The 24,723-nt window shown below is 61.9% G+C and carries 20 protein-coding genes; 4 read left to right on the forward strand and 16 right to left on the reverse strand.

Translation table 11 applies throughout. The annotated features are described in order from the left end of the window. Nucleotides 1-50 precede the first annotated feature (50 nt). Together ACMA5I_RS11860 and ACMA5I_RS11865 are read left to right on the forward strand one after the other, a co-directional pair. Complete coding sequence (locus ACMA5I_RS11860; protein ID WP_525886485.1) at nt 51-1,382, forward strand: GH1 family beta-glucosidase; 1,332 nt, start codon at nt 51-53, stop codon at nt 1,380-1,382. Between the two features lie 145 nt (nt 1,383-1,527). Continuing rightward, nucleotides 1,528-3,411 carry a type I secretion C-terminal target domain-containing protein gene (locus ACMA5I_RS11865; RefSeq protein WP_525886486.1) on the forward strand — a complete coding sequence of 628 codons (1,884 nt, stop codon included), beginning with the start codon at nt 1,528-1,530 and terminating at the stop codon, nt 3,409-3,411. Between the two features lie 66 nt (nt 3,412-3,477). On the opposite strand, the gene opgC is transcribed toward ACMA5I_RS11865, so the two are convergent. From opgC to ACMA5I_RS11890, 5 genes are all read right to left on the reverse strand, one after another. Next, on the reverse strand, nt 3,478-4,617 hold the full coding sequence (opgC, locus tag ACMA5I_RS11870) for an OpgC domain-containing protein (protein WP_525886487.1): 1,140 nt from the start codon (nt 4,615-4,617) through the stop codon (nt 3,478-3,480). Further along, nucleotides 4,614-6,719 carry a glucans biosynthesis glucosyltransferase MdoH gene (mdoH, locus tag ACMA5I_RS11875; RefSeq protein ID WP_525886488.1) on the reverse strand — a complete coding sequence of 702 codons (2,106 nt, stop codon included), beginning with the start codon at nt 6,717-6,719 and terminating at the stop codon, nt 4,614-4,616. Before mdoH ends, opgC begins: the two co-directional genes overlap by 4 nt. After that, nucleotides 6,716-8,263: an OpgD/OpgG family glucan biosynthesis protein gene (locus ACMA5I_RS11880; protein WP_525886489.1), complete on the reverse strand. Its 1,548-nt coding sequence runs from the start codon at nt 8,261-8,263 to the stop codon at nt 6,716-6,718. The genes mdoH and ACMA5I_RS11880 overlap by 4 nt, the downstream gene beginning before the upstream one ends. Before the next feature lie 191 nt (nt 8,264-8,454). Next, nucleotides 8,455-8,802 (reverse strand): hypothetical protein, encoded by a 348-nt coding sequence (locus tag ACMA5I_RS11885; protein WP_525886490.1) that lies wholly within the window; start codon nt 8,800-8,802, stop codon nt 8,455-8,457. A 12-nt stretch (nt 8,803-8,814) separates the two neighbouring features. Further along, nucleotides 8,815-10,182 (reverse strand): S8 family serine peptidase, encoded by a 1,368-nt coding sequence (locus ACMA5I_RS11890; RefSeq protein WP_525886491.1) that lies wholly within the window; start codon nt 10,180-10,182, stop codon nt 8,815-8,817. Between the two features lie 270 nt (nt 10,183-10,452). Here ACMA5I_RS11890 and ACMA5I_RS11895 point away from each other — a divergent pair, with 270 nt between their 5' ends. Continuing rightward, a complete protein-coding gene (locus tag ACMA5I_RS11895; RefSeq protein WP_525886492.1) occupies nt 10,453-11,325 on the forward strand; it encodes a sugar phosphate isomerase/epimerase family protein in 873 nt (290 codons plus the stop codon). Between the two features lie 81 nt (nt 11,326-11,406). Here the strand turns inward: ACMA5I_RS11895 and ACMA5I_RS11900 are convergent, their stop codons facing one another. The 9 genes from ACMA5I_RS11900 to ACMA5I_RS11940 form a co-directional block, all read right to left on the reverse strand. Next, complete coding sequence (locus ACMA5I_RS11900) at nt 11,407-12,168, reverse strand: 3-keto-alpha-glucoside-1,2-lyase-like domain-containing protein (RefSeq protein ID WP_525886493.1); 762 nt, start codon at nt 12,166-12,168, stop codon at nt 11,407-11,409. A gap of 57 nt (nt 12,169-12,225) precedes the next feature. Continuing rightward, nucleotides 12,226-12,774 (reverse strand): gluconate 2-dehydrogenase subunit 3 family protein, encoded by a 549-nt coding sequence (locus ACMA5I_RS11905; protein WP_525886494.1) that lies wholly within the window; start codon nt 12,772-12,774, stop codon nt 12,226-12,228. Beyond that, nucleotides 12,774-14,462 (reverse strand): GMC oxidoreductase, encoded by a 1,689-nt coding sequence (locus tag ACMA5I_RS11910; RefSeq protein ID WP_525886495.1) that lies wholly within the window; start codon nt 14,460-14,462, stop codon nt 12,774-12,776. The genes ACMA5I_RS11905 and ACMA5I_RS11910 overlap by 1 nt, the downstream gene beginning before the upstream one ends. Nucleotides 14,463-14,518: 56 nt before the next feature. Beyond that, nucleotides 14,519-15,430, reverse strand: coding sequence for a hydroxypyruvate isomerase family protein (locus tag ACMA5I_RS11915; RefSeq protein WP_525886496.1), 912 nt, complete (start codon nt 15,428-15,430; stop codon nt 14,519-14,521). Between the two features lie 111 nt (nt 15,431-15,541). Beyond that, on the reverse strand, nt 15,542-16,477 hold the full coding sequence (locus ACMA5I_RS11920; protein ID WP_525886497.1) for a substrate-binding domain-containing protein: 936 nt from the start codon (nt 16,475-16,477) through the stop codon (nt 15,542-15,544). Nucleotides 16,478-16,530: 53 nt separating this feature from the next. Further along, the gene (locus ACMA5I_RS11925; RefSeq protein ID WP_525886498.1) at nt 16,531-17,535 is read right to left on the reverse strand and encodes an ABC transporter permease; all 1,005 of its coding nucleotides are present in this window, start codon (nt 17,533-17,535) and stop codon (nt 16,531-16,533) included. Then, a complete protein-coding gene (locus ACMA5I_RS11930) occupies nt 17,532-19,037 on the reverse strand; it encodes a sugar ABC transporter ATP-binding protein (protein WP_525886499.1) in 1,506 nt (501 codons plus the stop codon). The genes ACMA5I_RS11925 and ACMA5I_RS11930 overlap by 4 nt, the downstream gene beginning before the upstream one ends. After that, entirely contained in the window at nt 19,034-20,176 is a 1,143-nt protein-coding gene (locus tag ACMA5I_RS11935; protein WP_525886500.1) for a Gfo/Idh/MocA family protein, read from the reverse strand. The genes ACMA5I_RS11930 and ACMA5I_RS11935 overlap by 4 nt, the downstream gene beginning before the upstream one ends. Further along, nucleotides 20,173-21,237, reverse strand: coding sequence for a sugar phosphate isomerase/epimerase family protein (locus ACMA5I_RS11940; RefSeq protein ID WP_525886501.1), 1,065 nt, complete (start codon nt 21,235-21,237; stop codon nt 20,173-20,175). The genes ACMA5I_RS11935 and ACMA5I_RS11940 overlap by 4 nt, the downstream gene beginning before the upstream one ends. A gap of 131 nt (nt 21,238-21,368) precedes the next feature. Here ACMA5I_RS11940 and ACMA5I_RS11945 point away from each other — a divergent pair, with 131 nt between their 5' ends. Continuing rightward, on the forward strand, nt 21,369-22,376 hold the full coding sequence (locus ACMA5I_RS11945; protein WP_525886502.1) for a LacI family DNA-binding transcriptional regulator: 1,008 nt from the start codon (nt 21,369-21,371) through the stop codon (nt 22,374-22,376). A gap of 18 nt (nt 22,377-22,394) precedes the next feature. Here ACMA5I_RS11945 and ACMA5I_RS11950 read toward each other — a convergent pair whose 3' ends face one another. Beyond that, a complete protein-coding gene (locus ACMA5I_RS11950; protein WP_525886503.1) occupies nt 22,395-23,579 on the reverse strand; it encodes a mechanosensitive ion channel family protein in 1,185 nt (394 codons plus the stop codon). A gap of 122 nt (nt 23,580-23,701) precedes the next feature. After that, a complete protein-coding gene (locus tag ACMA5I_RS11955) occupies nt 23,702-24,568 on the reverse strand; it encodes an alpha/beta hydrolase (protein ID WP_525886504.1) in 867 nt (288 codons plus the stop codon). Nucleotides 24,569-24,723 lie beyond the last annotated feature (155 nt).

The following is a 24,723-nucleotide window of genomic DNA, read 5'->3' on the forward strand; positions in this document are numbered from 1 at the left end:
AGTCACGCCAACCGGTCTGAATACAAATTGGCTTTCTGAAGGAAGGAGCAATGGGAATGATCACAATCCCGGACGCAATGCGCCGTGATTTCACCTTTGGCGTGGCCACGGCCAGCTATCAGGTGGAGGGTGCGCTCGACGCCGATGGACGGCTCGAGAGCATCTGGGATGTGTTCGCCGCCACGCCCGGCAAGACGCGCAACGGCGAGAGTGGCGACCCGGCCTGCGATCATTACCACCGCTGGGAAGCCGATCTAGATCTGATCGCGGATCTCGGCTTCGACCTCTACCGTTTCTCGATTGCCTGGCCGCGGGTGATGCACCGCGACGGCACGCGCAACAAGGCGGGGATCGCCTTCTATCGCAACATTCTCGAAGGGCTGAAGGCGCGCGGGATCAAAGCGTCGGTCACGCTCTATCACTGGGATCTGCCGCAATGGATGGAAGAACGCGGCGGCTGGACCAACCGCGAAACCGCCTATCGCTTCGCTGATTACGCGGAGATGATGGCGACCGAATTTCGCGGGCTTGTCGATCAATGGATCACGGTGAACGAGCCGTGGGTCTCCGCATGGCTCGGCTACGGCGTCGGCGTTCACGCGCCCGGCCGCGCCGATCCCAAACTCGCCCGGCAAGCCGCGCATCATCTGCTCCTCGCGCATGCGCTCGGCCTCGAGAAGCTGCGCGCCATCGACCCGGATACACCCGCAGGCATCGCCCTCAACCTCTACGCCGTCTATGGCGCGGCCCCCGGTGCCGAAGAAGCGGCGCTGCTCGCCAATGCCTATCAGAATGACTGGTTTCTCGGTCCGCTCTTCGGCGAGGGCTATCCCGCCGCGCTCGATCGTCTCTGGCCGAACACCGCCCCGCTGATCCTCGACGGAGATATGGAGAATATCCGCGCCCCGATGGATTTCCTCGGCATCAACACCTACACACCGCTGCGTGTGTCTTACGCCGAGCCGGACGCCTTCCGGGAATTTGTCCCGGACGGCGCGCCGACCACGACCATGGGCTGGGAGATCTTTCCCGACTCGATGCGCGACATGTTGCTGCGCACCCATCAGACCTACCCGGACCTGCCGCCGCTCTACGTGACGGAAAATGGCTGTTCGCTTGACGATGCGCTGGTGGATGGCGAGGTTAATGATCAGATTCGTATAAAATACTTTACAGACCATCTCGCCGCTGCGGCCGACGCGATGGCCGAGGGCGTTGATCTGCGCGGCTATTATGTCTGGTCCTTCCTCGACAATTTCGAATGGGCGGAAGGCTACGCCAAGCGCTTCGGCATCGTCCATGTGAGCTATGACACCCAAGAAAGAACCCTCAAAAACAGTGCCCTCAATTGGAAATCCGCCCTGGCAGGCCGTCATGCCTGACAGTTTTACCTTGACAAGAATAAACCTTTCCAAATCCACGCTAACGAAGAATTCAGGATGGTTAATAGAGCATTACCGAAAAAATTATCGCGCCTTTAACTCCGCGACTCGCAATGTCAGCCACACCCAACAACTGGAGTTATGAATGGCCCTTTTTAAAGTTTCGACGAAAGCTCAATTCTACAACGCGCTTGAGAAGGCAAGCAGCGGCGACACCATCGAGCTGACGAAAAACCTGGACAACGCATCCGCGCTTTATATCCAGAACCAACGGTTCAACGCGGACAATCCCATCACGATCACCGCCTCCGAAGGCGTCGAGGTCGAGTCGCGTTTTGTCATCCGCGAGTCTCAAGGCGTGACGATTGAAGATATGACGATCACCGCGGAAAACTGGGTTCCGAACACCAAGCATGCGGGCGCCGAGCGCCTGATCCGTGTCGCCGACAGCCACGGCATCACCATTAACGATGTGGATTTTCGCGGTCGGATCGTTTCTCAAGAGGAGTATAACGAGCTCAAAGCCAACAATTTTCAGTCGATCCACTATCGCGCAGACCACGCGACCTATGTTGGCCTCGGCATTCGGGGCTCGACAGATGTCGAAGTGTCGGGCTCAAGTTTTAAAGAGCTGAATCATGGGATCGAAATCGGCGGCTGGGGCAAAACGCCGAGCCGGAATGTCACGATTGAAGACAATTACTTCACCGAGATCCGAACCGATGGCATCCGCGGCGGCGACCATGACGGCACCACGATTGCGCGCAACATTTTCGAAAACTTCAATCCCTATCGCAACGCGACCGACACCGGTGGCGACCATGGCGATTTCATCCAGTATTGGGCGAATGGCGATTATTACGGGATCAAGAATTTCACGATCGAAGACAATGTGTTCAATCAGCAGGGCAATGAATGGACGCAGACAATTTTCGGTCGCCATGCCCTTCAGGGCGACACCGAATACAAAGACGTGCCTTTCGAGAACTTCAAAATTACCGGCAACCAGATTCTGAATGGCCATCTTCATGGCATCACCCTGACGGGGATCAACGGCCTTGAAGTCACCGACAACATGGTGCTCGGCAACGAGCTGAGCCTCAATCTTGAAACGGGCCGCATGACCCATCCGGTGCACGTCCCGTCAATAAATATCGGCTTTGAGTCGGATGGCGGCGACTCTGGTCGCTACAACCTTGCAAACGGGACATTCTACAATTCGAAGACGGGTCAATGGACCGAGACGGCACTGACGCAAAACGCAATCGTCGCAAACAATGTGACGATGCTTCCGCGCACAACTGGCGAGAATGCGCTGAAAAATATGGATGCGCTCTCCATCGATGTGACGGACTCGTTCGTTCTCAATTTACAGCAGGACGGGCATGCAGAGTGGCTCGAAAGCTATACAAAGTATCTGACAAAGATGGAAAGCATCGGCGACGATGCGAGCCTGTCCACCACTGAACGATATGACGCCTATGACGCCGCTGGTAAAGCGCTTCAGATTGATCTCGGTTTCATTGAAGACAATGGCGAGAACTTCCTCGACGGAAGTGGCGAAACGGACACTGGTGATGGAAGCGTCAGCGGCGGTCTCATTTCCATTGCGGATGCGTTTGAAAAGGTTCTGGAGCAAGTCACGGGCCGCGCGGACTTGTCGAGCGCAAGTGAACTTGTCTACGTCGCCAAAGGCCAGAAGAGCTTTCTCAACGGCAATGGCGGCGCCGATCAATTCATCTATGCCGATGCAAACAAGGATCAGCACCGTCTTGTCCATTTCAGCGAAGATGATGCGGTCGACCTCTCTCGCGTGTTCGAGGGGAGCGGGATCAATGAGAACAACTACGACGACTACGTCGATGTTGTCAGCCGCGAGTTCAGCAATGGCGCGACGCGCACTGAGATCTCCGTGGATCTTGACGGTGCCGGAAACGCGGAAGATTCGGTGATGTCGATCACGATCCACCGCGCCTATCTCGGCACCGTGGATGATATGCTCGACGACGGGACGCTGATCCTTTTCTAAAACCCACGCGGCTCAATGAGCCGCATCCCCAAAACCCAAAAGGCGCGGGTCAAACCGCGCCTTTTTTCATGCGGATTTACGTGTCCGCGTTGCCGCACTCGACTTGGCCAGACGTCGCGCTTTGATCTCGTGATAGAGATATGCCGCGAGCCAGAGGGCGGTGATGGCCCAGAGGTCGATGGCGAGGCGGATCGGCACCGTTTGCACTTCAGGGTGGCGCTGCATGGCGTCGCCGAGGACGGAAAGCAACACGCAGATGAAGAAGGACCAGAGACCGCCGCGGCCGATATCGGACATGGCGCGACCCAGAAGCGTTTGCGCGAGCCAGCGCAGCGGCGGTGCCAGAGGGACGGCGACCAGCCAGCTTGCGGCGATGATCGCCATGAACCGGGTCTCGTCGAGGCGCCATTTGTTGATCTCGCCATAGAGCGGCTTGAGCGTCTCGCGGATGGTTTTGCCGGTCTCGCCCATGAGGGGGGCGAGGTCGATCACCATGCCGTAGAGCACCACGGCGGCAGCGATTACGGTGAGAAGCCGGGAATGTTCCATCAGCTTCGGCATCATCTCCTTGCGGAAGAGGCCCATGGCGACACCGGAGAAAAACAGCATTTGCCAGCCGAAGGGGTTGAACAGCATCCCGTTTTTCTCGTGGCTCGGGATGATCATCATGTTGAGCTCGGGCGCGAACCACCAAAGGACGACCGAGACCGCCGCGAAGGGCAGCGGCCAGCGGCGCAGGAGCGGCACCAAAATCGGGGCGCTCGCGATCAGGATCACGTAGACGGCCAGCACGTCGAGCAGATTGGGCTGGAGCCACATGGACGCCACGGAGATCAGGTAATTCAGCGGATCCTCGACCAGCCATGCCGCGTATCCGTTCCAGATCGCGCGGTGCTCATAGCCATTGGCGAGCAGCCAAGCGGAGAGTGCAGCCATGATCAGCGCGCCGATCACAAGGGCGCGCCAGACCTCGAAGGCGCGGCGGGCAAAGCGCCAGCGGGCGGCTTTCAGACCTTCGCGCGCCTCGGTCATCACCCAGACGAGGCCGACCAGAAAGCCCGAGAGCAGAACGAACAGCTCAGCCGCATCGAAGATCATGAACCGCGCCAACGTGCCCTCGCGGAGCACCGAGACGGGCATGTGGTCGATCATAATGCACAGCAGCGCGTAGCCGCGCAGCATATCAAGCTGGATAATCCGATTCATTCGGGCAGGGCGCTCCACGTCCGCATCAAGTTTGCGGACCCGATCAACGCCAAAGTTTCCTGTCGGTCAAGGAAGGAAAGGGCCTCCGCACGGCTTTGTGCATGGGCGATTTTGGCTTCGGCCGAGATTTCGTGGAGGCGTTTTGCGGCCGGGCGCGTCTCGTCGGGCGTATCGAGCATCGCGCTGTAGCGGGCGAGGGCGGCGGGATTGCGCGCCATGTCGGGCAGTTGCAGATGCTCTGCGGCCTGAAACTGGCGGGTGAGGGTCGCGGCGCGGGTCAGGGTCTTCGGCGGGTCGCGCTCTTCGGGCGTCACCAGGAGGCCGTTGAGCCGCGCCCAACGACCGAAAAGCGGGCTGGCGCTGTAGCGCGAGACGACGGGCGAGAGGATCAGCCCCGCGAGGATCGGCGAAAGCCAGATCAGTTGCGGCGGCGCGAAGACCGACAGCACGATCAGCGTGACGACGCCGAGGGCCACATGCGTCCAGTGCCGTCCCCAGACCATCGACCAGCTTGGCATGGACCCGGTGCGCAGTTGCGCGCCCCAACCGGAATCGCGGCCCGAGAGGATTTCGGCGATCTGGCGGGTCTGGATCAGCATCTGCACCGGGGCGATGAGGGCGGAGAGCAGGGTTTCGAAGACGGCGCTGCTCAGAACGCGCCGCCGTCCGCCCGCGTTGCGCGCCAGCGGGCGCTTCCACGCCCGGAAGGTCGCCACGAATTTCGGCAGCAAAAGCAGGGTCATGGCGCTGAAGAAGAGCCAGAGCATCCGGCGGCTGTCAAAGACCGGCCAGTCCGGAAACATCTGATAGGTCGAGGGGAAATATTCCGGCGTCGAGAGCAGTACCCAGAAGGACAGCGCAAGCCCGACAAGGATCATCGCGAGCCAGATCGGGCTCATCACGAAGCCAAAGACGCCGATGATGAAATGCGTGCGGCTGATCGCGGTGAAGCCGCGCGAGCGGATGAGGCCGAGATGTTGCAGATTGCCCTGCGCCCAACGACGTTCGCGTTTGGCGACATCGATCAGCGTCGGCGGGCTGCCCTCATAGCTGCCGCGCAGGTCGTGATCGAGCCGGACTTTCCAACCCGCCCGACGCAAAAGCGCGGCCTCGACGAAATCGTGGCTGAGGATCGAGCCGCCAAAGGGCGGCTTGCCCTTGAGCCGCGGCAGACCGCAACAGGCGGCGAAGGCTTTGACATTGATGATCGCGTTATGGCCCCAGAAATTGCCATTGTCCCCGGACCATGCGGAGACACCGCGCGCGATCATCGGCCCGTAGATCCGGCCCGCAAATTGCGTGACACGGGCGAAAATCGTTTCGCCGCCGATCAGCATGGGCATGGTCTGGATAAGGCCGACCGCCGGGTCCGCGCGCATCCGGTCCGATAGTGCGGCGATGGTGCCGCCGGACATGATGCTATCCGCGTCGAGCACGACCATTTGGTCATAACGCCCGCCCCAACGGCGGACGAAATCGGCGACATTGCCGGATTTATGGTCGGTGTTGTCCTCGCGCTGGCGATACCAGATCGGCAGGGGGCTGAGATCGCGCGCCTTTTGCACGGCCAGCCGCTCTGCGATCACCGCTTCGGGTTGACGGCTGTCGGAGAGAACAAAAATCTCGCTCGCCTCGGCCCTGCCATGCTCGGCCAGTTCTTCGGCCAGCGTGATCAGCGCACCGAGGGAGGCCGCCGCATCTTCATGGTAAATCGGCATGACCACGGCGAGGCGGGGCAAGGGCGCGGTCTCGTCGCGGGTCACGCTGAAATTGCGGGCGAAGACCCCCGCCAGCATCCCGAAGAAGCTGAACGACACCCAAAGGAAGGTCGGCGTGAAGAGAAAGAGCAGCGCCCATTGCAGCGGCACGACATTGTCGCCGAACGCCGCGAGCATTTGCGTAAAGCCAAACACGGTCGCCGCCGCCGCTCCGCCAAAGGTGAGGAGCCGCGCGAGATAGATGCGGGCGCGCTCCGCCGCCGGGGTCACGCGATGCTCCGGCGCAGGGCCGGCATCGGGCACGACGCTTAGATCCTGCGTCGGCATCTCCAGCGGCGCATCAGGCGGGACCGGCGCATAGGGGGTGTCGCGTTCGATCTTCATCGCGACCAGCGCGCCACCCAGGACTCGCTCACCGTCTGCTCGCCGCGGCGGAGCGAGGCTTGCAGATCCGCCGCCTGATCGCCGTCGGGCGTGTAGAGGAAGCCGAGCCGCAGGATGTTCTCATCGGGAAGCGGGAGCACATAGATATTCGCGATCTCGCCGGTGGACGCGCGGATATTGGCCTCGGGTGTCTCGTCCTTGAACGGCTCCAGTTCGAAATCAATCACATAGCTGCGGCCATTCTTGTCATTCACCGGGCGGCCCGAACGGGTCGCAACCACGCGGGCCACGGGAGCGGGATCGGGGCTCGCGGCGGTGAAGGTCAGATCATAGGCGTAATCATAGCGCTGCCCGGCCTCCAGCGGCTCGCGCGGGCGCCAATAGCTGACGATATTGTCGTTAAACTCGTTCTCGACCGGGATCTCCACCAGCCGCACCTGACCCTTGCCCCAGTCACCGCGCGGCTCGATCCACGCGGTTGGTCGGCGCTCATAGCGCGCTTCGGAATCCTGATAGGCATCAAAATCCCGCTCGCGCTGAACGAGGCCGAAGCCTTTGGGGTTTTCATCCACGAAATCAGAGAATTGCAGACGCGGCGGCGCGGATAGGCTGCGCCACAGGCTCTGGCTCGCGCCGGTATAGATTTGCAGCCCGTCGCTATCATGCACCGCCGGGCGGTAGTCATCAACGCCGCGCCGGTTGGCCGGGCTGAACCAGAACATCGAGGTCAGCGGGGCAATGCCCGCCCCGTCGAGATCGGCGCGCGGGAAGAGGACGAGCCGGGTTTCGATCACGGTCTCTTCGCCCGGTGTCACATCGAACTGGAACGCGCCCGACACGGATTTGCTGTCGAGGATCGCGTAGATCCGCACGGTTTGCGAGGCCGATTGTGGGGTGTCGAGCCAGAAATCGGTGAAGAGCGGGAATTCCTCGCCCTGCGGGCTGCCGGTGTCGATCGCCAGGCCGCGCGCGGAGAGACCGTAAAGCGTGCCGCGGGCGACGGCGCGGAAATAGCTGGCCCCCTGAAAGACGATGAATTCATCCATCACATCGGGGCGGTTGAGTGGCGTGCGCATCCGAAAGCCGGACCAGCCCATATCGCCGACTTCCGTATTCGCCGCCTGTTCGGGCGAGAACTGGCTGGGGTCGAATTCCAGAAGATCGGTCGAGAAGGGGATCGGCGTCGCCCGGCCTTCACGCACGAGATTGATCTTCACCGGCTCATAGAAAATCAGCCCCGGCGAGAGCAGGTCGATCCCGAAATTCGGCAGATCGGCCCAAGGGTCGCGGTCCCGGCGGAAACGGATCGCACGATACTGGTCGTAATTGAGATCGGCGAAACTCCCGGTCAGGGTCGAATTCGGCGCGACATATTCCGCACTCGCCCGCGCCTTGGCCTGCGCGATCACCGTGTCGAAGCTGAAAATGCCCTGCGGCTCGCCATCCTCGGGCGCCGCGTCCTCATCCTGAGCGTGCAGTGTGGCGGGCAGGGCGGTCAGCACCGCCTGCGCGGCGGTCACTTGCAGAAATGCGCGTCTTTGCATCAAGGCAATCCAGCTTACGGAAAATAAAGGCGATTCATACGATCACATAACTGTCACGGCAAGCATTTCACGCGCCGATAGGCGGCGAAATGCCGTCTTTTTCGGCGCGTTAAGGAAATAGTTACCGAATCTCAGGGGGTCGCAGTTCGGGACCGTTGCGGGCGATGTCAAAAGACACGCACCGCAAGCGGTCAATAACTCGGATCAACCCGCCGCTCGCGTTGCAGCGTGACCGCGATATTTTGCGATTCCAGCTTGCGGACCGTGACTTCGACCACATCGAGCGGAACGAGCAATTCCACCGTCTGCCCGCTCATCGACAGGCTGCCATCCACCGTGTCGCCGCCCATTTCGCGAATGTCTTCCGCGAGATGCTGCTCCCATTTCTGAAGCTCGGCGGCCCATTCGGAGCGGTCGCGCGTCGTTGGACGGCCGGGATATTGCGCGGTGAGGCGGAGGCCCGGCGCGCCGCCGGGCAGGGTTTCCGTCTCACCGCTCGCGGCGAGTTTTTCGATCTCTTGGGGTCCAAGACGGTCCATGGCCCGGTTCCTTTAACCAACGAGCGGCGCGCGCCCGAAATTTGCCAGATCCACACGTCCGGCGCCGACGATAGTGGCAGATTCCTCCATTTCTGTCACCGCCTGGTTGAGAAGGGCCGCGCGGATCGCCTCCGGATCGGTCGGCAAACCAGTCTCGCGGTGGTGCTCGAAAATGAGTGCGGCGGTCCCGGCAACGATGGGCGTGGCCATGGAGGTGCCGCTGAACCGCTCGAAAAGCTGGCTGCGATTGGCGTCCGGCACGGGATTGCCCGAGAGATCGCGCGGCACCGGAATGGTCGAGGTCACATTGACGCCGGGGCCGGCGATATTAGGTTTGGTCTCGCCGTAAGAGGCGGGGCCGTGGCTGGTGAAATCCGCCGGCAGAAAGGTCCGTTTCGTCAGCGCGCCCACGGTGATTGCGCCGCGCGCCTGACCGGGACAGCCAAGCTCCGTGTCAAACTCATTGCCATAGCCCGCCTGCCGCAGCGCTTCGGCCCGGTTATGCTCATTGCCCGCCGCCACGATCACGGTTTTGCCGAAGAATACGGCGTTGTCGATGGCCGTACACAGCTCGCAGCGCCCATCCGGGCAACTCCAGCCATGCCCGCCGCGCGACCAGATCGGCAGATGGTTAAAGCCGAGGCTCATGGAGAGAATGTCCGCTTCGAGATCCAGCGCCGCATCGACGCCCTTGGTGATGAAGGTGCTGGTCCCGCTGCCATTTTCGCGCAGGACTTTGACATTGAGCAGCGTGCAATCCGGCGCGATACCGGGGAAGACCGCGTCTTGCGAGGCGACCGATCCGGCGCAATGCGTGCCATGTGAGCCGGGGAGTTCCACTGGCTCGCCGCAGGTCGACACGGCTTCGGCGACATTGAGAAACGGTTGCTCCGCATCGATCCCGGAATCGAGGACCGCCACCCGCACGCCCTTGCCGCGATAGGGGCCGACCTCCTGACGAAACGGCTCGACGCCAACATCGATCACCGCGTCGTCCATATCGACCACCTTGGCGAGCCGGTCGAGCTCAATCGAGGCGATCATCTCCGTCTCCGCCATCGCCGCGATTTGCTCCGGCCCAAGCTTCGCCGCAATCGCATTGGCGAGATAGAGCGGCTCACCGCCGCCGCCGGTCAGCGCCTCATTGGCCATTTCCAGCGCCGCGTGAACACGCGCTTTATATTCCGGCCAAGTCTCGCCGGGGGCAGGGGGATGTTGCGGGATCTGCATGACGACGGGCAGGGTGCCCGCGCCGCTCTCCACATCAAGCTGCGTCGCCAGCGCATCCATTTGCCGCGAAAAACCAAGATCCGCCGCGCCGCCCGCCGCGCTGTTCAGCGTGTCGAGCGCATGACGAAGAAGGGGTCGTAACTGTGCCATAATCTATCTCCTGAAATATAATCTGTGCAGTATAGCATCCCGGTGCCAGACATGTTTGTGTGAAAAGTAACCTTCGCGGCGCGTCGCGCGGCCCCAAGAGCGCTCGCGAAGCCTGCAAAACCGGGCGCGGGCGGAGTTCCGCTCACCCCACCCCAAATCGTTAAAATTTAGCGTAAATCTCCGAGTGCAAACCTTTGCAGTCTCGTTGCAATCCATTACATTTCGACTCAGCCCTCAGTGAGACAGGGTAGAAACCTTAGGGAGACCTCCATGACATTTCGGACTTTCAAATTTGGCCTGATGGCGGGCGCGGCGCTGATGATGAGCGCACCGGGCGCGATGGCGCAGGACGACGCCGAGCGCGTGACCGGCGAGTTGCCGATTGCGGTGCAGCTTTACACCATGCGCGATTTCGGCACGCTCGATGAGCAGCTTGGCGCGGTGGAAGCGGCAGGCGTGACGGCGGTGGAGACGGTCGGCACCCATGACATCACCGCCGAAGAGCTGTCGGAGCTGATGAACGCCCATAACATCCAGGCCATTTCGACCCATGCCCAGATCGACGATCTGCGCGCCGATCTTCAGGCCGTGGTCGATTTCAACAAGGCGATTGGCAACAGCACGATCACCATTCCCTATCTCGCAGAAGAGGCGCGCCCCGAGGATGCGGCGGGCTGGGAAGCCCTTGGCGCGGAGATGAAGGAGATGTCGGACCAGTTGCAAGAGCAGGATATGCGTCTGGCTTATCACAACCATGATTTCGAGATGGTCGAGTTTGACGGCAAAACGGCGCTTGAAATCATGCTGGACGCGGCGGGCGAAGACGTGATGGCGCAGATTGACCTCGCATGGGTCGCGCGCGGCGGGCATGATCCGGCGGAATATCTTGGCCGGTTCCAGGATCGCGTCTTTGCGGTTCACGCCAAGGACAATGCGCCTGAGGGCGAAAATGAGGACCAGCGCGGATTTGCAGCACTTGGCGAAGGAGTGCTCGACTGGGCCGCGATCCTTCCGGCGGCTGAAGAGGCCGGTGTCGAGTGGTATATCATCGAGCATGATCTGCCGCCCGCAGCCGATGAGGTCGTCGCGACCGGCGCGAGCTTCCTGACCGAAAACCTGCCTGAAGGCGCGACTCGCGACTAAAGTTGGCTTCTGGCAAATCGAAACGGGCCGCATGATAAGCGGCCCGTTTTTTGTTGTCTGCGATAACGTTGGAACCGCCGCTTAAAGCGGGCGGATCCAGATATTGCGGTAGCTGACTTCGCTCGCGTGATCCTGAAGCTGGATCGGCGCGCAGTCATGGGCCTGATAGCGCGGATAGCCGATCCACTCGGTTCCGCCCTGCAATTCCACATGGTTCTGCACGACCACGCCGTTATGCATCACGGTGACATAGGCCGGTTTACGCAGATCGCCGTCCTCGCCGAAAATCGGGGCCTCGAAGATGATGTCGTAGCTCTGCCATTCGCCGGGCGCGCGGGAGGCGTTCACGAGCGGGAGGTGCTGCTTATAGACAGAGCCAGCCTGACCGTTCGGATAGGTCGGGTTGTCATAGCTATCCAGCACCTGCACCTCGTAAAGCTCCTGAAAGAACACGCCGCTATTGCCGCGATCCTGCCCGTCGAAGCCTTCGGTCTCGGCAGGTGCGCGCCATTCGATGTGAAGCTGGGCGTCGCAGAAACTCTCCTTCGTGCGGATCGCGCCGCTGCCGAGCGCCACGGTCATCGCGCCGTCCTCCACGGTCCAGCCCGCTTCGCCGCCCTCAACGGATTCCCACGCATCCAAGTTGTCACCGCCAAAAAGCACCGTCGCATCGGAGGGCGGCGCATCGGCGGGCGCGTCGATTTTCTCGGGCACCGGCTCCCATTGCTCGGTCACGGTGGATTTCTGCGCATCGGTCATTTCCGCTTCGGGAGCATCTTCCTGCGCGAGCGCCATGCCGGCGGCGAAACTGAGCGCCAGCGCGCTTGTCATAATCTGTTTCATCAGTGTTTCCTTTCGTCGTCAAAAAAGGCCCCGGAGGGAGGTCCGGGGCCAGTTCCGTCAGGTGGCCCAGGCGGGGCCGCCGTCATAATCGAGATCGCCGATATACTCACCCGGCGCAGCCTCATAGCGCAGCACTTCGGTCGCGCCCGGCTCGGAGGTGAAGAAGCCGAAAAGCACAAGCTGATGGATCGGCGTAAACCAATGCGGCTCAGCCTCCTCCTGGCTCGATTGCTCTTTCGCTTCGGTCGCAACGGCGGTGATCAGCTCCAGCCGCTGCTCGGGGGACATCTCCATGAAGTCGGTCCCGGCCTCAGTCGCGCGAGCCTTGAGCTGGTCCATCCCGTCACGAAAACCCTGCTGCGCCTCGGCGTCATAGCAATCGCTGACATAGACTGTCATGAACGCGCCCACGGCGGCGTCCTTCGCGCCCGGCGTGTCGGTCTGCGGGATAATCACCTCGCCGACCTCATCGAGAAAGGCGGCATCTTCATCACTGAAGATGTTTTCGCCCACCTCCGTGTCCTGATAGGACCATGCCAGTTTCGGCGTGACCATGGTCGTCCCGGTGACGGCGGCGATCATTTGCATCAATTCGCGGCGATTCATCACAGATCTCCATTTTTGAGGCTTTCGACCGCATGGGCCGCGGCCCGCGCCGTCAGCGCCATATAGGTGAGGGAGGGGTTCACACAGCTTGACGAGGTCATGCAGGCACCGTCCGTCACATAGACGTTGGGCGCATCCCAGACCTGATTGTGCTGGTTGAGAACCGAGGTCGCGGCATCGCGGCCCATCCGGGCGGTGCCCATTTCGTGGATGCCCATGCCGGGGGCATAGTCGCTCTCGGTCGGCTGGACATCGACAACGCCCGCCGCCTCGAACAGCTCCACCGCATCCTGCTGCATGTCGATCCGCATCTTGCGCTCGTTCTCCCCAAGCTCCACATCGACAGCGAGAACCGGAAGGCCCCATTTGTCAGTGGTGTTCGGGTCGAGTGAAATGCGATTGTCATGGTTCGGGAGCATTTCGCCAAAGGCGGTCATGCCAATGGTCCAGTCACCCGGCTTGCTGATCTCGTCCTTGAAATCCGCGCCGATGTTGAGTTCGGCAACCTCGCGGCGCCAGTTCTGACGGCTCGCGGAACCCTGATAGCCGAAACCGCGCAGATAGTCGCGCTGCTCGCCCTCAAGGTTGCGGAAGCGCGGCACATAGAAGCCCGCCGGACGCCGCCCGAAATAGTATTTGTCGTCATAGCCTTCCACACGGCCCGACGCGCCGACGCGGAAATGGTGGTCCATGACATTGTGACCCAGCTCGCCCGAGGAGGAGCCGAGCCCGCCTTCCCACACATCGGTCGCCGAGTTCATCAGCAGCCAGGTGGAGTTGAAGGCCGAGGCGTTCACGAAGATCACATTGGCGGTGTATTCATAGGTCTGGTTGTTTTCCGCATCCAGCACCTCTACGCCCTTGGCGCGTTTGGTGTCCTTGTCATAGATGATCTCGCGCACGATGGAGAAGGGACGGAGCGTCAGATTGCCAGTCGCCACCGCCGCCGGGAGGGTCGCCGATTGGGTGCTGAAGTAGGCGCCGTAAGGGCATCCGAGCCAGCACTTGTTGCGGTATTGGCAGTTCACGCGGTTCTGCTCGGGCTTCGGCTCGGTGATATTGGCCACCCGCGCGTTGATGAGGTGACGCTTGCCGCCAAAGGCTTCCTGAATGCGCGCGGCGACGTCTTTCTCAACGATATTGAGCGGGATCGGCGGCAGGAATTGCCCGTCGGGCAGAACATCGAGACCCTCGGTCGAGCCGGAAATGCCCGCAAAAGCCTCCACATGGTCATACCAGGGCGCGATATCGGCATAGCGGATCGGCCAGTCGATCGCGACGCCTTCCTTCTCATTCGCCTCGAAATCAATATCCCCGAGGCGATAGGACTGACGGCCCCAGAGCAGCGAGCGCCCGCCGACATGATAGCCCCGGAACCAGTCGAACCGCTTTGTCTCGACATAGGGGTTCTCCTGCTCATCGGCCCACATCCCATAGGTCGGCTCATTCAGCGGATAATCGCGGCTCAGGACCGGATAATTCTCTTTCATCTCCTGCGTCGCGCTGCCCCGGTGCGGGTAATTCCACGCTTCCTTATCGGCATTCACGTAATCGGTGAGATGTTCGATATTGCGGCCACGCTCCAGCATGAGCACCTTGAGCCCGCGTTCGGTCAGTTCCTTGGCGGCCCAGCCCCCACTGATCCCTGACCCGACGACAATCGCGTCGTAATGCATATTCTCAGCCATCTTGCTATCTTCCTCCGGATTGCTGGTTGGCAGTTTCTTGCTTTTAGTTCGGGTGGTTACACATCACAGGTCAGCACCGCGCGGCGCAGCGCCTCGGCTGCCTCCGGTGATCCCTGATCGGCACTGGGTATAAACTCCTGCGCGACATAGCCGTCGAAACCGCTGTCGCGAATGGCGCGGCAGATCGCCGGGTAGAAGAGCTCCTGATTTTCATCGAGCTCATTGCGTCCCGGATTTCCGGCCGTGTGGTAATGGCCGAAATTCTCATGGTGGTCGGTGATCGTGCGGATCACGTCGCCCTCCATGATCTGCATGTGGTAAATGTCGTAAAGCAGCTTGAAATTGGGCGAGCCGAGGCGTTGCACCAGCTCGATCCCCCAAGGGCTGTTGTCGCAAAGGTAATCGGGGTGATCGACCTTGGAGTTCAGCAGTTCCATTTGCAGAACGACGCCCGCCTCTTCGGCTTGGCCCAGAATTTCCTTCAGCCCGGTCTCGCAATTGGCAAGCCCTTCGGCGGGGTCCATCTCCCGGCGATTGCCGGAAAAGAGGATGAGATTGGTAAAGCCCGCCTGCGACACGAGGTCGATATGGCGGCGATAGCGCTCGATCAGTTCGGGGTGGTTTTCCGGCTCCGCCCAGCCATCCTCAAGGCTGATCTCCGCGCCGTTGCACATGGAGCTGTCGAGGCCGTTATTCTTCAACGTCTCCCAGTCATCCGGCCCGCACAGATCAATCGCGCCGATGCCGATCTCCTTGCAAAGCGCCGCGAGGTCTTCGAGCGGCAGATCACCAAACGTCCAGCGGCAGACGGAGTGGTTGATATTGCCTTTCAGCGCGGTCTCCTCAGGGGCCGCGCCGCCGCTCTCCTGCGCCCGTGCCGCACCGCCTGCGCCCATCAGCACGATCCCGGCACCTGCCCCTTTGAAGAGTGTTCGGCGCGCAAGTCTCCGTTCCGAAAAATCGGTCATGTCGGTCTCCTCGACTGGTTGGTGCAGCTTTACGCGCTGCGGATGTAAACGGGAAAAAGGGGGGCTGCGCGCGGGAGGGTCGTAGCGCCCGCGCGCGCAGCAGGTCAGCCCTTAATAGGGGCTGTCCTCATAGTAGTAATCGTCAGCGTTTTCAGGGGTGATCAGCTCCGAGGAGATGATGAATTCCCCGGTCATCGGGGCCGCGCCCGACGCGCCAACGGCGGTCATTTCAATCGCGGTCGAGATCATCGAGGGCGGGTAGGTGACATTCACCGGCACGCTCTCATCGCCATTGCGGATGCGGTCGACCATTTCTTTCATACCCGCACCGCCGACGACGATCATCTCGCCGGACCGGCCCGCCTGCTCGATCGCGGCCAGCGCGCCAACGGCCTGATCGTCATCCGCCGCCCACACTGCGTCGATTTCCGAGAAGCGGGACAGATAGTCCTGCATCAGGGTGAACGCTTCGTCGCGGTTCCAGTTGGCGTGATCCATGGCGACCACTTCGACACCGGAGCCTTCAAGCGCCGCTTCAAAGCCTTCCACGCGCTCATTGTCCACGGTCGAGGGGATGCCACGCATCACGACGACCTGCGCACCGTCCTCCAGCGTCTCGGCGAAATACTCGCCCGCCGTGCGGCCGAAGCTGGCATTGTCCCCGGCGACATAGAGATCCTCGATCCCCTCAACGGCAAGGCCGCGGTCCACCACAGTCACCCAGACACCGCTTTCCGCGATCCGCTGGATCGGGCCGGTCAGCGGCTCGGATTCGAAGGGCAGCACGACCAGCGCGTCGATATTGCGGGTCGCGACCATGTCTTCGAGGTCGGACACCTGCGTTGCCGGATCGGGCGTCGTGGTCAGCACGAAATCCATGTCCGGATAGGTTTCTTCCAGCCGCTCAACCGTCTGCTCGGCATGGAAGTTCAGCGCACCGGCCCAGCCATGGGTCGCCGCAGGGATCGAGACACCCACCGTCTGCGCAAGGGCCGGAAGGGCCATGCTGGCGGTCAATGCCGTGGTTGCGATCAAAGTCATCTTCATCTGAAAATCCTCCCTAGATGATAAAGATTGGGGTCACGGGAAGCCGGCAGCGCTTAGCGCGCCGGGCCCGTATTGCGTTGCAGAACCACCGCCAGGATGATGACGACGCCCTGAATGGCTCCGTTGAGATAGGGGCTCACGAAATCGGTCAGGTTCAGGATATTCCCGATCAGGCTGAGGATCAGCACACCGATTACGGTGCCCCAGACCCGGCCGAACCCGCCCTTGAGCAGCGTGCCGCCGATGATCACGGCCGCAATCGCTTCGAGCTCCCACAGAAGGCCCGTGGCCGAGGAGGCCGAACCGAGGCGCGGGACATACATCACCACCGCGAGGCCGACGAGAAAGCCGAGCAGCGCATAGGTGATCAGCCGCACCCGCAGCACCGCCACGGATGAATAGCGCGCCACCTTCTCGTTGGATCCGATGGCGGCGCAGTGGCGGCCAAAGGGGGTGTGGCGCATGGCGATCTCGCCGATGATGGCGACGAGCGCAAAGACGATGATCGGCCAGCTCACTCCGGCGATGCCGCCGTAATAAACCGGGCGATACAGCTCGCGCATCTCGAAGCTGAGCGAGAGCGTGCCCCCATCGGCGAGCCATGTGATCAGCGAACGGTAGATGCCCATGGTGCCGAGGGTCACGATAAACGCCTCGATCCCGGCGCGGGTAATGAGCAGGCCGTTAATCATGCCCGCCGCAAAGCCCACAAAGAGCGCCAGCGCGATGCCGATGAGGACCACGGGCAGGGTCACGCCCATACTCTCCGTCAGCGCGTTCATGGCGAGGATCATCACCCCGGCCACGAAGGCCGCCATGGAGCCGACCGAGAGGTCCAGCCCGCCCGCCGTGATCACGAAGGTCATGCCGACCGCGATGATCCCGATGAAGGCCGAGCGCGCCAGAACGTTGGTCACATTGGCATAGCTGAGGAAGTTGTCGCTCAGCGAGATGCCGATGAGGATGAGAACGATGAGCGCGACGATGGGGCCGATCACTTGCAGATCGACGCGTTTCCCGCGCGAGGCTTGGGTTTTGGGGGCTGTGGCCGTGCTCATGCCGCTGTGTCCTTATGCTGTCCGTCAAGGCCCATGGCGAGCTTGACGATGGCTTCTTCGGTGACGTTCTCTCCGCGCACTTCGCCGGTGATCTCGCCCGCATGCATGACGACCACACGGTCGGCGAGGCCAATCAGTTCCGGCATTTCCGAAGAGATGACGATGATGCTTTTGCCCTGTTCGGCGAGTTCCGCGATCAGGGTGTAGATTTGCTGCTTGGTGCCGATGTCGATGCCGCGGGTCGGCTCATCAATGATGATGATCTCGGGATCACTCAGCAGGGTCTTGGCAAGGAGCAGCTTTTGCTGGTTCCCGCCCGACAGGTTGCCAACCGCCATATTGCGGTCCGGCGCACGAATGGCAAAATCGTCAATGGCTTTGGAGAGCGCCGCGTCTTCCTTTTTGCGGTCGATCAGCGGGTTGCCGAATTCATGGAGGAGCGGCAGGGTCAGGTTCTCGCGCAGGGATTTTTCCAGGAGGAGACCCGCGCCCTTGCGATCCTCGGTGAGATAGACCAGCCCCGCCTTCACCGCATCAGCAATCGAGCCGGAGGGCAGGGTGGTCCCGTTCATCTTCACCTCGCCCGTTCGGGCGCGCAGCCCGGCAATCGCTTCGGCCAGTTCCGTGCGGCCCGAGCCGACGAGCCCGCCGATCCCCAGCACTTCGCCGCGCCGCAGATAGAGGCTGCAATCCTCAACGATCCCCGGCACGCTCACATCTTTGACCTCAAGGATCGTGTCCTCACCGCCCAAGGCTTTCGGCGGGAAGAGGTCGGAGACTTCCCGGCCCACCATGGCCGTCGCCATATCATGCTCGGACACCTCATCGACGAGGCTCGATGTCACCATCGTCCCGTCCCGCAGCACGGTCACACGGTCGGCGATGCGCTTGACCTCGCCGAGCTTGTGGGAGGTGTAGAGGATCGCCACGCCCTGATCGCGGAGCCGGTCGATCTGCTCGAACAGCACCTCGGTTTCCTTCTCGGTCAGCACGGCGGTCGGCTCGTCCATGATCAGCACCCGCGCGTCGCGGCCAAGCGCCTTGGCGATCTCCACCATCTGCTTGTCCGGCACCGAAATGCGGTTGACCGGCGTGCCCGGATTGACGCGGCAGTCGAGACGGCTCAGAAGCTCCGCCGAGCGCTCGCGCATCGTCTTGTGATCGAGCCGCCAGCCCTTTTTGAGCTCCCGCCCGAGAAAGATGTTTTGATCCACCGCCAGATGCTCGGCGAGGTTAAACTCCTGATGGATCATGATGATCCCCAGATCCTCGGCCTCGTCGGAATGGTCGAAGGTGATCGGCTTGCCCTCAAACAGGATCTCGCCGTCGGTCTGTCCGAGATAGCCCGCGAGGATCTTCATCGTGGTCGATTTGCCCGCGCCGTTTTCGCCAATAAGGGCGTGAACCTCACCGGGACGCAGGGCGAAATCGACGCCATGCAGCACCTCGATCGGCCCGAAAGATTTGGTGACCCCTTGCAGGGACAGGATCGGCTCGCTCATGGCATGATCTCCACCCAGGCCGTGTCCGCCTCGTTCGAGCGCACACAAGCATCAATGAAATAAAGCCCCTCAAGCCCGTCTTGCAGGCTCGGCACCAGCGTTTCGGGCACCGTCTCCCCGGCGTTCTTCGCGCGGATCGCGGCGGCGGCTTCCTTGTAAAGATTGGCAAAGCCTTCGAGATACCCCTCGGGATGGCCCGGCGGCACGCGGCTGGCGCTGGCCACACTGTCGGTCGTCCCGGCACCGCCGCGGCGCAGCTTCTGGGTCGGCTCGCCAAAGGGCGTGAACCACAGCGTCTCCGGCGTTTCATGCGCCCATTCGAGACCCGCTTTCTCGCCATAAACCCGCAGTTTCAAACCGTTTTCCGTGCCGGGGGCGACTTGCGAGCACCAGAGGCTCCCTTTCGCCCCTTCAGCGTAGCGCAGCAGGATATTCGCGTTGTCATCCATCACCCGGCCCGGCACGAAGGCGGTGAGATCCGCCGCCAGCTTTTCGGGCAGCATCCCGGTCACGAACCGCGCCAATTGGAAGGCATGGGTGCCAATATCGCCGATGGAGCCGCCCGCGCCGGCGCGCTTCGGGTCGCCCCGCCACTCGGCCTGTTTGGAGTCGCTCGCCTCGGTCAGCCAGTCCTGCGCATATTCGACCTGCACCAGACGGATTTTGCCAAGATCGCCGCGTTCCACCATCTCGCGCGCGAGGCGGATCTGCGGATAGCCGGAATAGTTGTGGGTGAGGAAGAAGAGCGCATCCGCCTCCTTCGCCGCCGCCGCCAATTCTTCAGCCTGCTCCAGCGTCGCCGTCATCGGCTTGTCGCAGATCACATGGATGCCGCGCTTCAGGAACGCCATCGCGGCAGGGGCGTGCAGATGGTTCGGCGTGCAGATCGCGACCGCTTCGATCCCGTCCTCCCGCGCCGCTTCCGCCTCGGCCATTGTCTCGAAATCCGCATAGGCGCGATCCTCGGCAATGCCGACCGCCGCCGCGCTGTCCTTCGCCTTTTCTTCGGTCGAGGAGAGCGCGCCCGCGACGAGCTGATACTCCCCGTCGATGCGCGAGGCGATCCGGTGCACATTGCCGATCATCGCGCCGGCACCGCCGCCGACCATCCCGAGACGCAGTGGAATATGACGGGTCATTCTTGTCCTCCCAAACCCAGCATGTTTCTGTTCGCGACGTCATCCGCGCCGCTATCCGCAAAATCATCGAAGGCCCGTTCGGTGACGCGGATGATGTGATCCTTGACGAACTCTGAGCCTTCGCGCGCGCCATCCTCGGGGTGTTTCATCGCACATTCCCACTCGACCACGGCCCAGCCGTCGAAATCCATCGCCGTCAGCTTGGAGAAGATCGCCTTGAAATCGACCTGCCCGTCACCGGGGCTGCGGAACCGTCCGGCGCGGTCCACCCAAGGCTGATAGCCGCCATAAACGCCTTGCCGCCCGCTCGGGTTGAACTCCGCATCCTTGACGTGGAACATCCCGATCCGCTCGCCGTAAATGTCGAGATTGGCGAGGTAATCGAGCTGTTGCAGCAGGTAATGGGACGGATCGTAAAGCATCTTTGCGCGCGGGTGTTGATCCACGCGATCGAGGAACATCTCGAAGGTCACGCCGTCATGCAGATCCTCGCCGGGATGGATCTCGAAACAGATATCGACGCCTTTCTCCTCCGCATGATCGAGGATCGGCCGCCAGCGCGCGGCGAGTTCGTCAAACGCCGCTTCCACGAGACCCGCCGGGCGCTGCGGCCAGGGGTAGACATAGGGCCAGGCGAGGGCGCCCGAGAACGCCGCCATCCGGTCGAGGCCGAGATGGGCCGAGGCGTCGATGGTTTTCTTGACCTGATCGACCGCCCATTCGGTCCGCGCCTTGGCATTGCCATGGACGGGTGCCGGCGCGAAACCGTCGAAAGCCACGTCAAACGCGGGGTGAACGGCCACAAGCTGGCCTTGCAAATGCGCCGAAAGTTCGGTGATCGCGATGCCATGGGCCTCTGCCGCGCCCTTTAGCTCATCGCAATACGCCTTTGAAGATGCGGCCTTTTCGAGATCCATCAGCGGATCCGCGCCGGAGGGAACCTGCACGCCGAGATAGCCGCAATCGGCGGCCCATTTCGTGATACCATCCCAATTATTGAACGGCGCATCGTCTCCCACAAACTGCGCAAGAAACAAGCCTGGACCCTTCAGTGTCCGCATTATCCCCCCGTTAACACCGTTGATTTATGTTTATGCAATCGGTTTCATAAACGCTGACACAGGATGTAATGGTTTACAACCCGTTTTTTTCGATTAATTTTAGTGGTTACAGGAGAGGGAGAGATTGACAGGTGAAAGATCAGTCACGGGCGCCGCGAATCCATGATGTCGCGGCGCTGGCAGGGGTTTCCGCAGCAACGGTAAGCCGTGCGTTATCAAAGCCTTCCATGGTCTCGGAAGCGACTCGCAAAGCGGTCGAGGACGCGGTGGCGGAAACCGGCTATATCGTCAATGTCACCGCGCGCAATCTGCGTCAGCAGCAGGTTGGCGGGGTCTTGGCGCTGGTTCCGAAGCTCGCCAATCCGTTCTTTTCGGAAATCCTGTCGGGAATCGCCGCGACGCTGCGTCCCAAGGGGATGAACCTTCTGGTCCTCGACACGCGGATGGCATCGGACCAGTCGCCCGACGCGCCGCTGACCTCTTATCTCAATCGCGCGCGCTGCGACGGGGTGATCGCGCTTGACGGCGCGCTTCCGGCGGATCTCTTTTCCATCCCCGGTTGCCCGCCCGTGGTGCAGGCTTGCGAATGGATCGAGGGGCTGGATGCGCCGCGCGTGCTGGCCGACAATGCCGAAGGCGGGCGGCTGGTCGCCGCGCATTTGGCGGAACTGGGCCACCGCCGGGTTCTCCATCTGCGCGGGCCGCAAGGCAACACGCTGACGCTCTCGCGCCGGGAAGGCTTCGCGGCCGGGCTGAAGGACGCCGGGATCGACGCATCGCGCGAGCTTGCTGGCGATTTCAGCCTGCAATCGGGGATCGACGCCGCTGCCGAGATCGCCGCGATGGCCGAAAAGCCAACGGCGGTGTTCTGTGACAATGACGAGATGGCGATTGGCCTGATGAACGGGCTGCACCGGGCGGGGCTGTCCGTGCCGGGGGATATCTCCGTTGTCGGGTTCGACAATATCGAAATGTCCCGCTACAGCCTGCCGCCGCTCACCACGATCCGCCAGCGCCGCGCCGTGCTGGGCCAGCGGGCGGCGGAGACGCTTCTTGCGACGATTGAGGGGGAGGATGCGGCCTCGCAGGTGACGCTTCCGGTCGAGCTGCTGATCCGCGACAGCACGGCGGCCCCGTAAAGAGGCCGCCGCGATGCTTTAGCCCTGCGGCTGCGGTGTGCTGTCCGAATTCTCGGCAGACCCTTCGATCTGCTCCTGATGCGCCGGGAACAGTTCCGCGCCTTTCGGCAGCGTTTCGAGATAGAGCGACTGGCTCGGGAAGGCGAATCCGGACCCGGCTTTCTCGACAATATCCGAGATCTTGTAGGCCAGTTGCTCCTTGATCCGCAGGTAATCGGCGTACACCGTCGTGCGGGTGAAGCAATAGACCATGATGTTGATCGCGCTGTCGCCGAAACTGTCGATGCGGATATGGGTCGAGACCTCATCGGGATTCGCGAAATCGTCGCTGTTGTGGATATATTCGGCGATCCCGTCGCGAATTTCGCGCAGTTGCGGCACCGTGGTGGTGTAGGTCACGCCCACAACCCAACTGATCCGGCGGAACGGCATTTCGGCGTAATTCACGACCGGGTTGTCCGACAGTTCCGCATTCGGCACATAGATCGGCGACTGGTCGAACTGGCGGATTTTCGTGGTGCGCAGGCCGATTTTCTCCACCGTGCCGTCGCACACCCCGTCCGACATGATCCAGTCCCCAATCTGGAAGCGGCGCTCGGCGATGATGAAAATCCCGCCGATGAGGTTCTTGAAAAGATCCTGCGCGCCCAAGGCGACGGCGGCGCCAAGCAGGCCAAACCCGGCGAGGATCGGGCCGACCTTGATGCCCCAGACATCGAGGATCATCGCCGCGCCAAGCACCGCGACGAGCAGTTTCGTGCCCGCGCTCGCGACGCCCAGCATGGACGGGTTGAACAGGCTGGAGCGCTCGCTCAGCGACTGATAGCTCGGCACGATCGCCCGGTAGAGCGCCCAGAAAATGCCGAAGACAATCAGCGAGCGGGCGATCTCCTGCCCGATGATCTGAAGCTGCTCATTCTCCGACACCACATTGCTGGCGATCAGGATCCCGGCGACCACGGCGACAAGCGACAGCGGCGGGCCGAAAATCTCGCCCAGCCGTTCCCCGAACGCCTTGTTCCGCCGCCCAAAAACGCCGCGCAGGATCCGCACGAGGATCGCCGCGACGAGTTTGCGCAGGATCAGCGCCACCACAATCACGCCGACCGCAATCAGGATCCGCTGCACATCGACGCCGCGATAGCCCTGATCCCAGATCGTCAGGGCGTTCTGCCATGTCTGACTGCTCAGAAACTCTTCCATGATGCTTTGCCTCGGTTGTTTTTTGTGTTTGCTCTCAAGTCAGCCGGGCGCATAACACCGATTGCCGCCGAAACCAACCGGAACGGCGGGAAAAGCTGTGTCTTTACGGGTGCTTTTAGCGGTTAGCTCGCCAGATCGAAGCCGAGCGCTTCGAGAATGTCGCGATGCTCCAGCATCCCGCGCGCCGTGTGGCCGACGCCTTCCGCCTCCACAAGCTCCCAGCCGAAGGGCACGCCGCGCCGCTCCGCCTCGGCGCGCGCGAGCTCAAACGTCTTGCGCCCGCGATCCAGCCGGTTGTCGCCCTGCCGCACCGCCTGCCGGGTCATGGTCAGATCCTTCTGGCCGGTGTCGTCGGTGCCGAGATAAATCGTGACCGGCGCGGCGAGGTAATGGTCGATCAAGCGCTCGGCGTCGAATTCCGGCGGCAGGCCCTCGAAGCCGTAGGGGATGCTCTCGTCGAAATTCGGCAGCACATAGGTCGAGGGGTTGGCGATCACGATGCGCGCCACATCATTCGGCTCCATATAGGCGGCGTAGCGCGAGAGAAACTGCCCGCCCGCCGAATGCCCGAAAAGATAGATCGGCACATCGCGGCCCTCGCGGGCGCGGATCCAATCCACCAACTCGCCCACTTGCTCGACCGTCCATGTCTCGGGGTCCAGCGTCTCACCGTCCCGCACCAGCCCGCCCCGGTGGTATTTCCAACTCGGGTAACGCTCCTCATCAAACAGCGGCGAATAGATCACGAAGCAGGACTGATCCGCCACGCGCTGCGCCGAATTGCGGTAGGATTCGGCACCGCGCCCATTGCCGTGAAACACCACCAGCACCGAAGGCGAGGCGCAGGCCTCCGGGCGATACGCATAAATTTCCATCTCGAGTCCGTCGACCTCTGCATCCATGGCGGCGGCACCAAAACGGCTCGCGCCGCTTTGCGCCTCGGCGGCTCCGGGTGCGAGCGCCAAAAACGCTAGCAGGAGCCACGACATAAGCTGTGCGAAAGGGGCAGTTAACTGTTTCAAACCGGGCCTCGCCTGTCGTTGCTTGGCCCCCATGTGGCATGTGGGGCAGGGCGAAACAAGGGCAGGGGGCGCGGCGCATCGGCAATCCTCCGCGCATATAAAGTTTATTACAGTTTTGCCCG

Source organism: Jujubicoccus corallicola (genome assembly GCF_047345645.1).
Lineage (GTDB): Bacteria > Pseudomonadota > Alphaproteobacteria > Rhodobacterales > Rhodobacteraceae > JBLEFH01.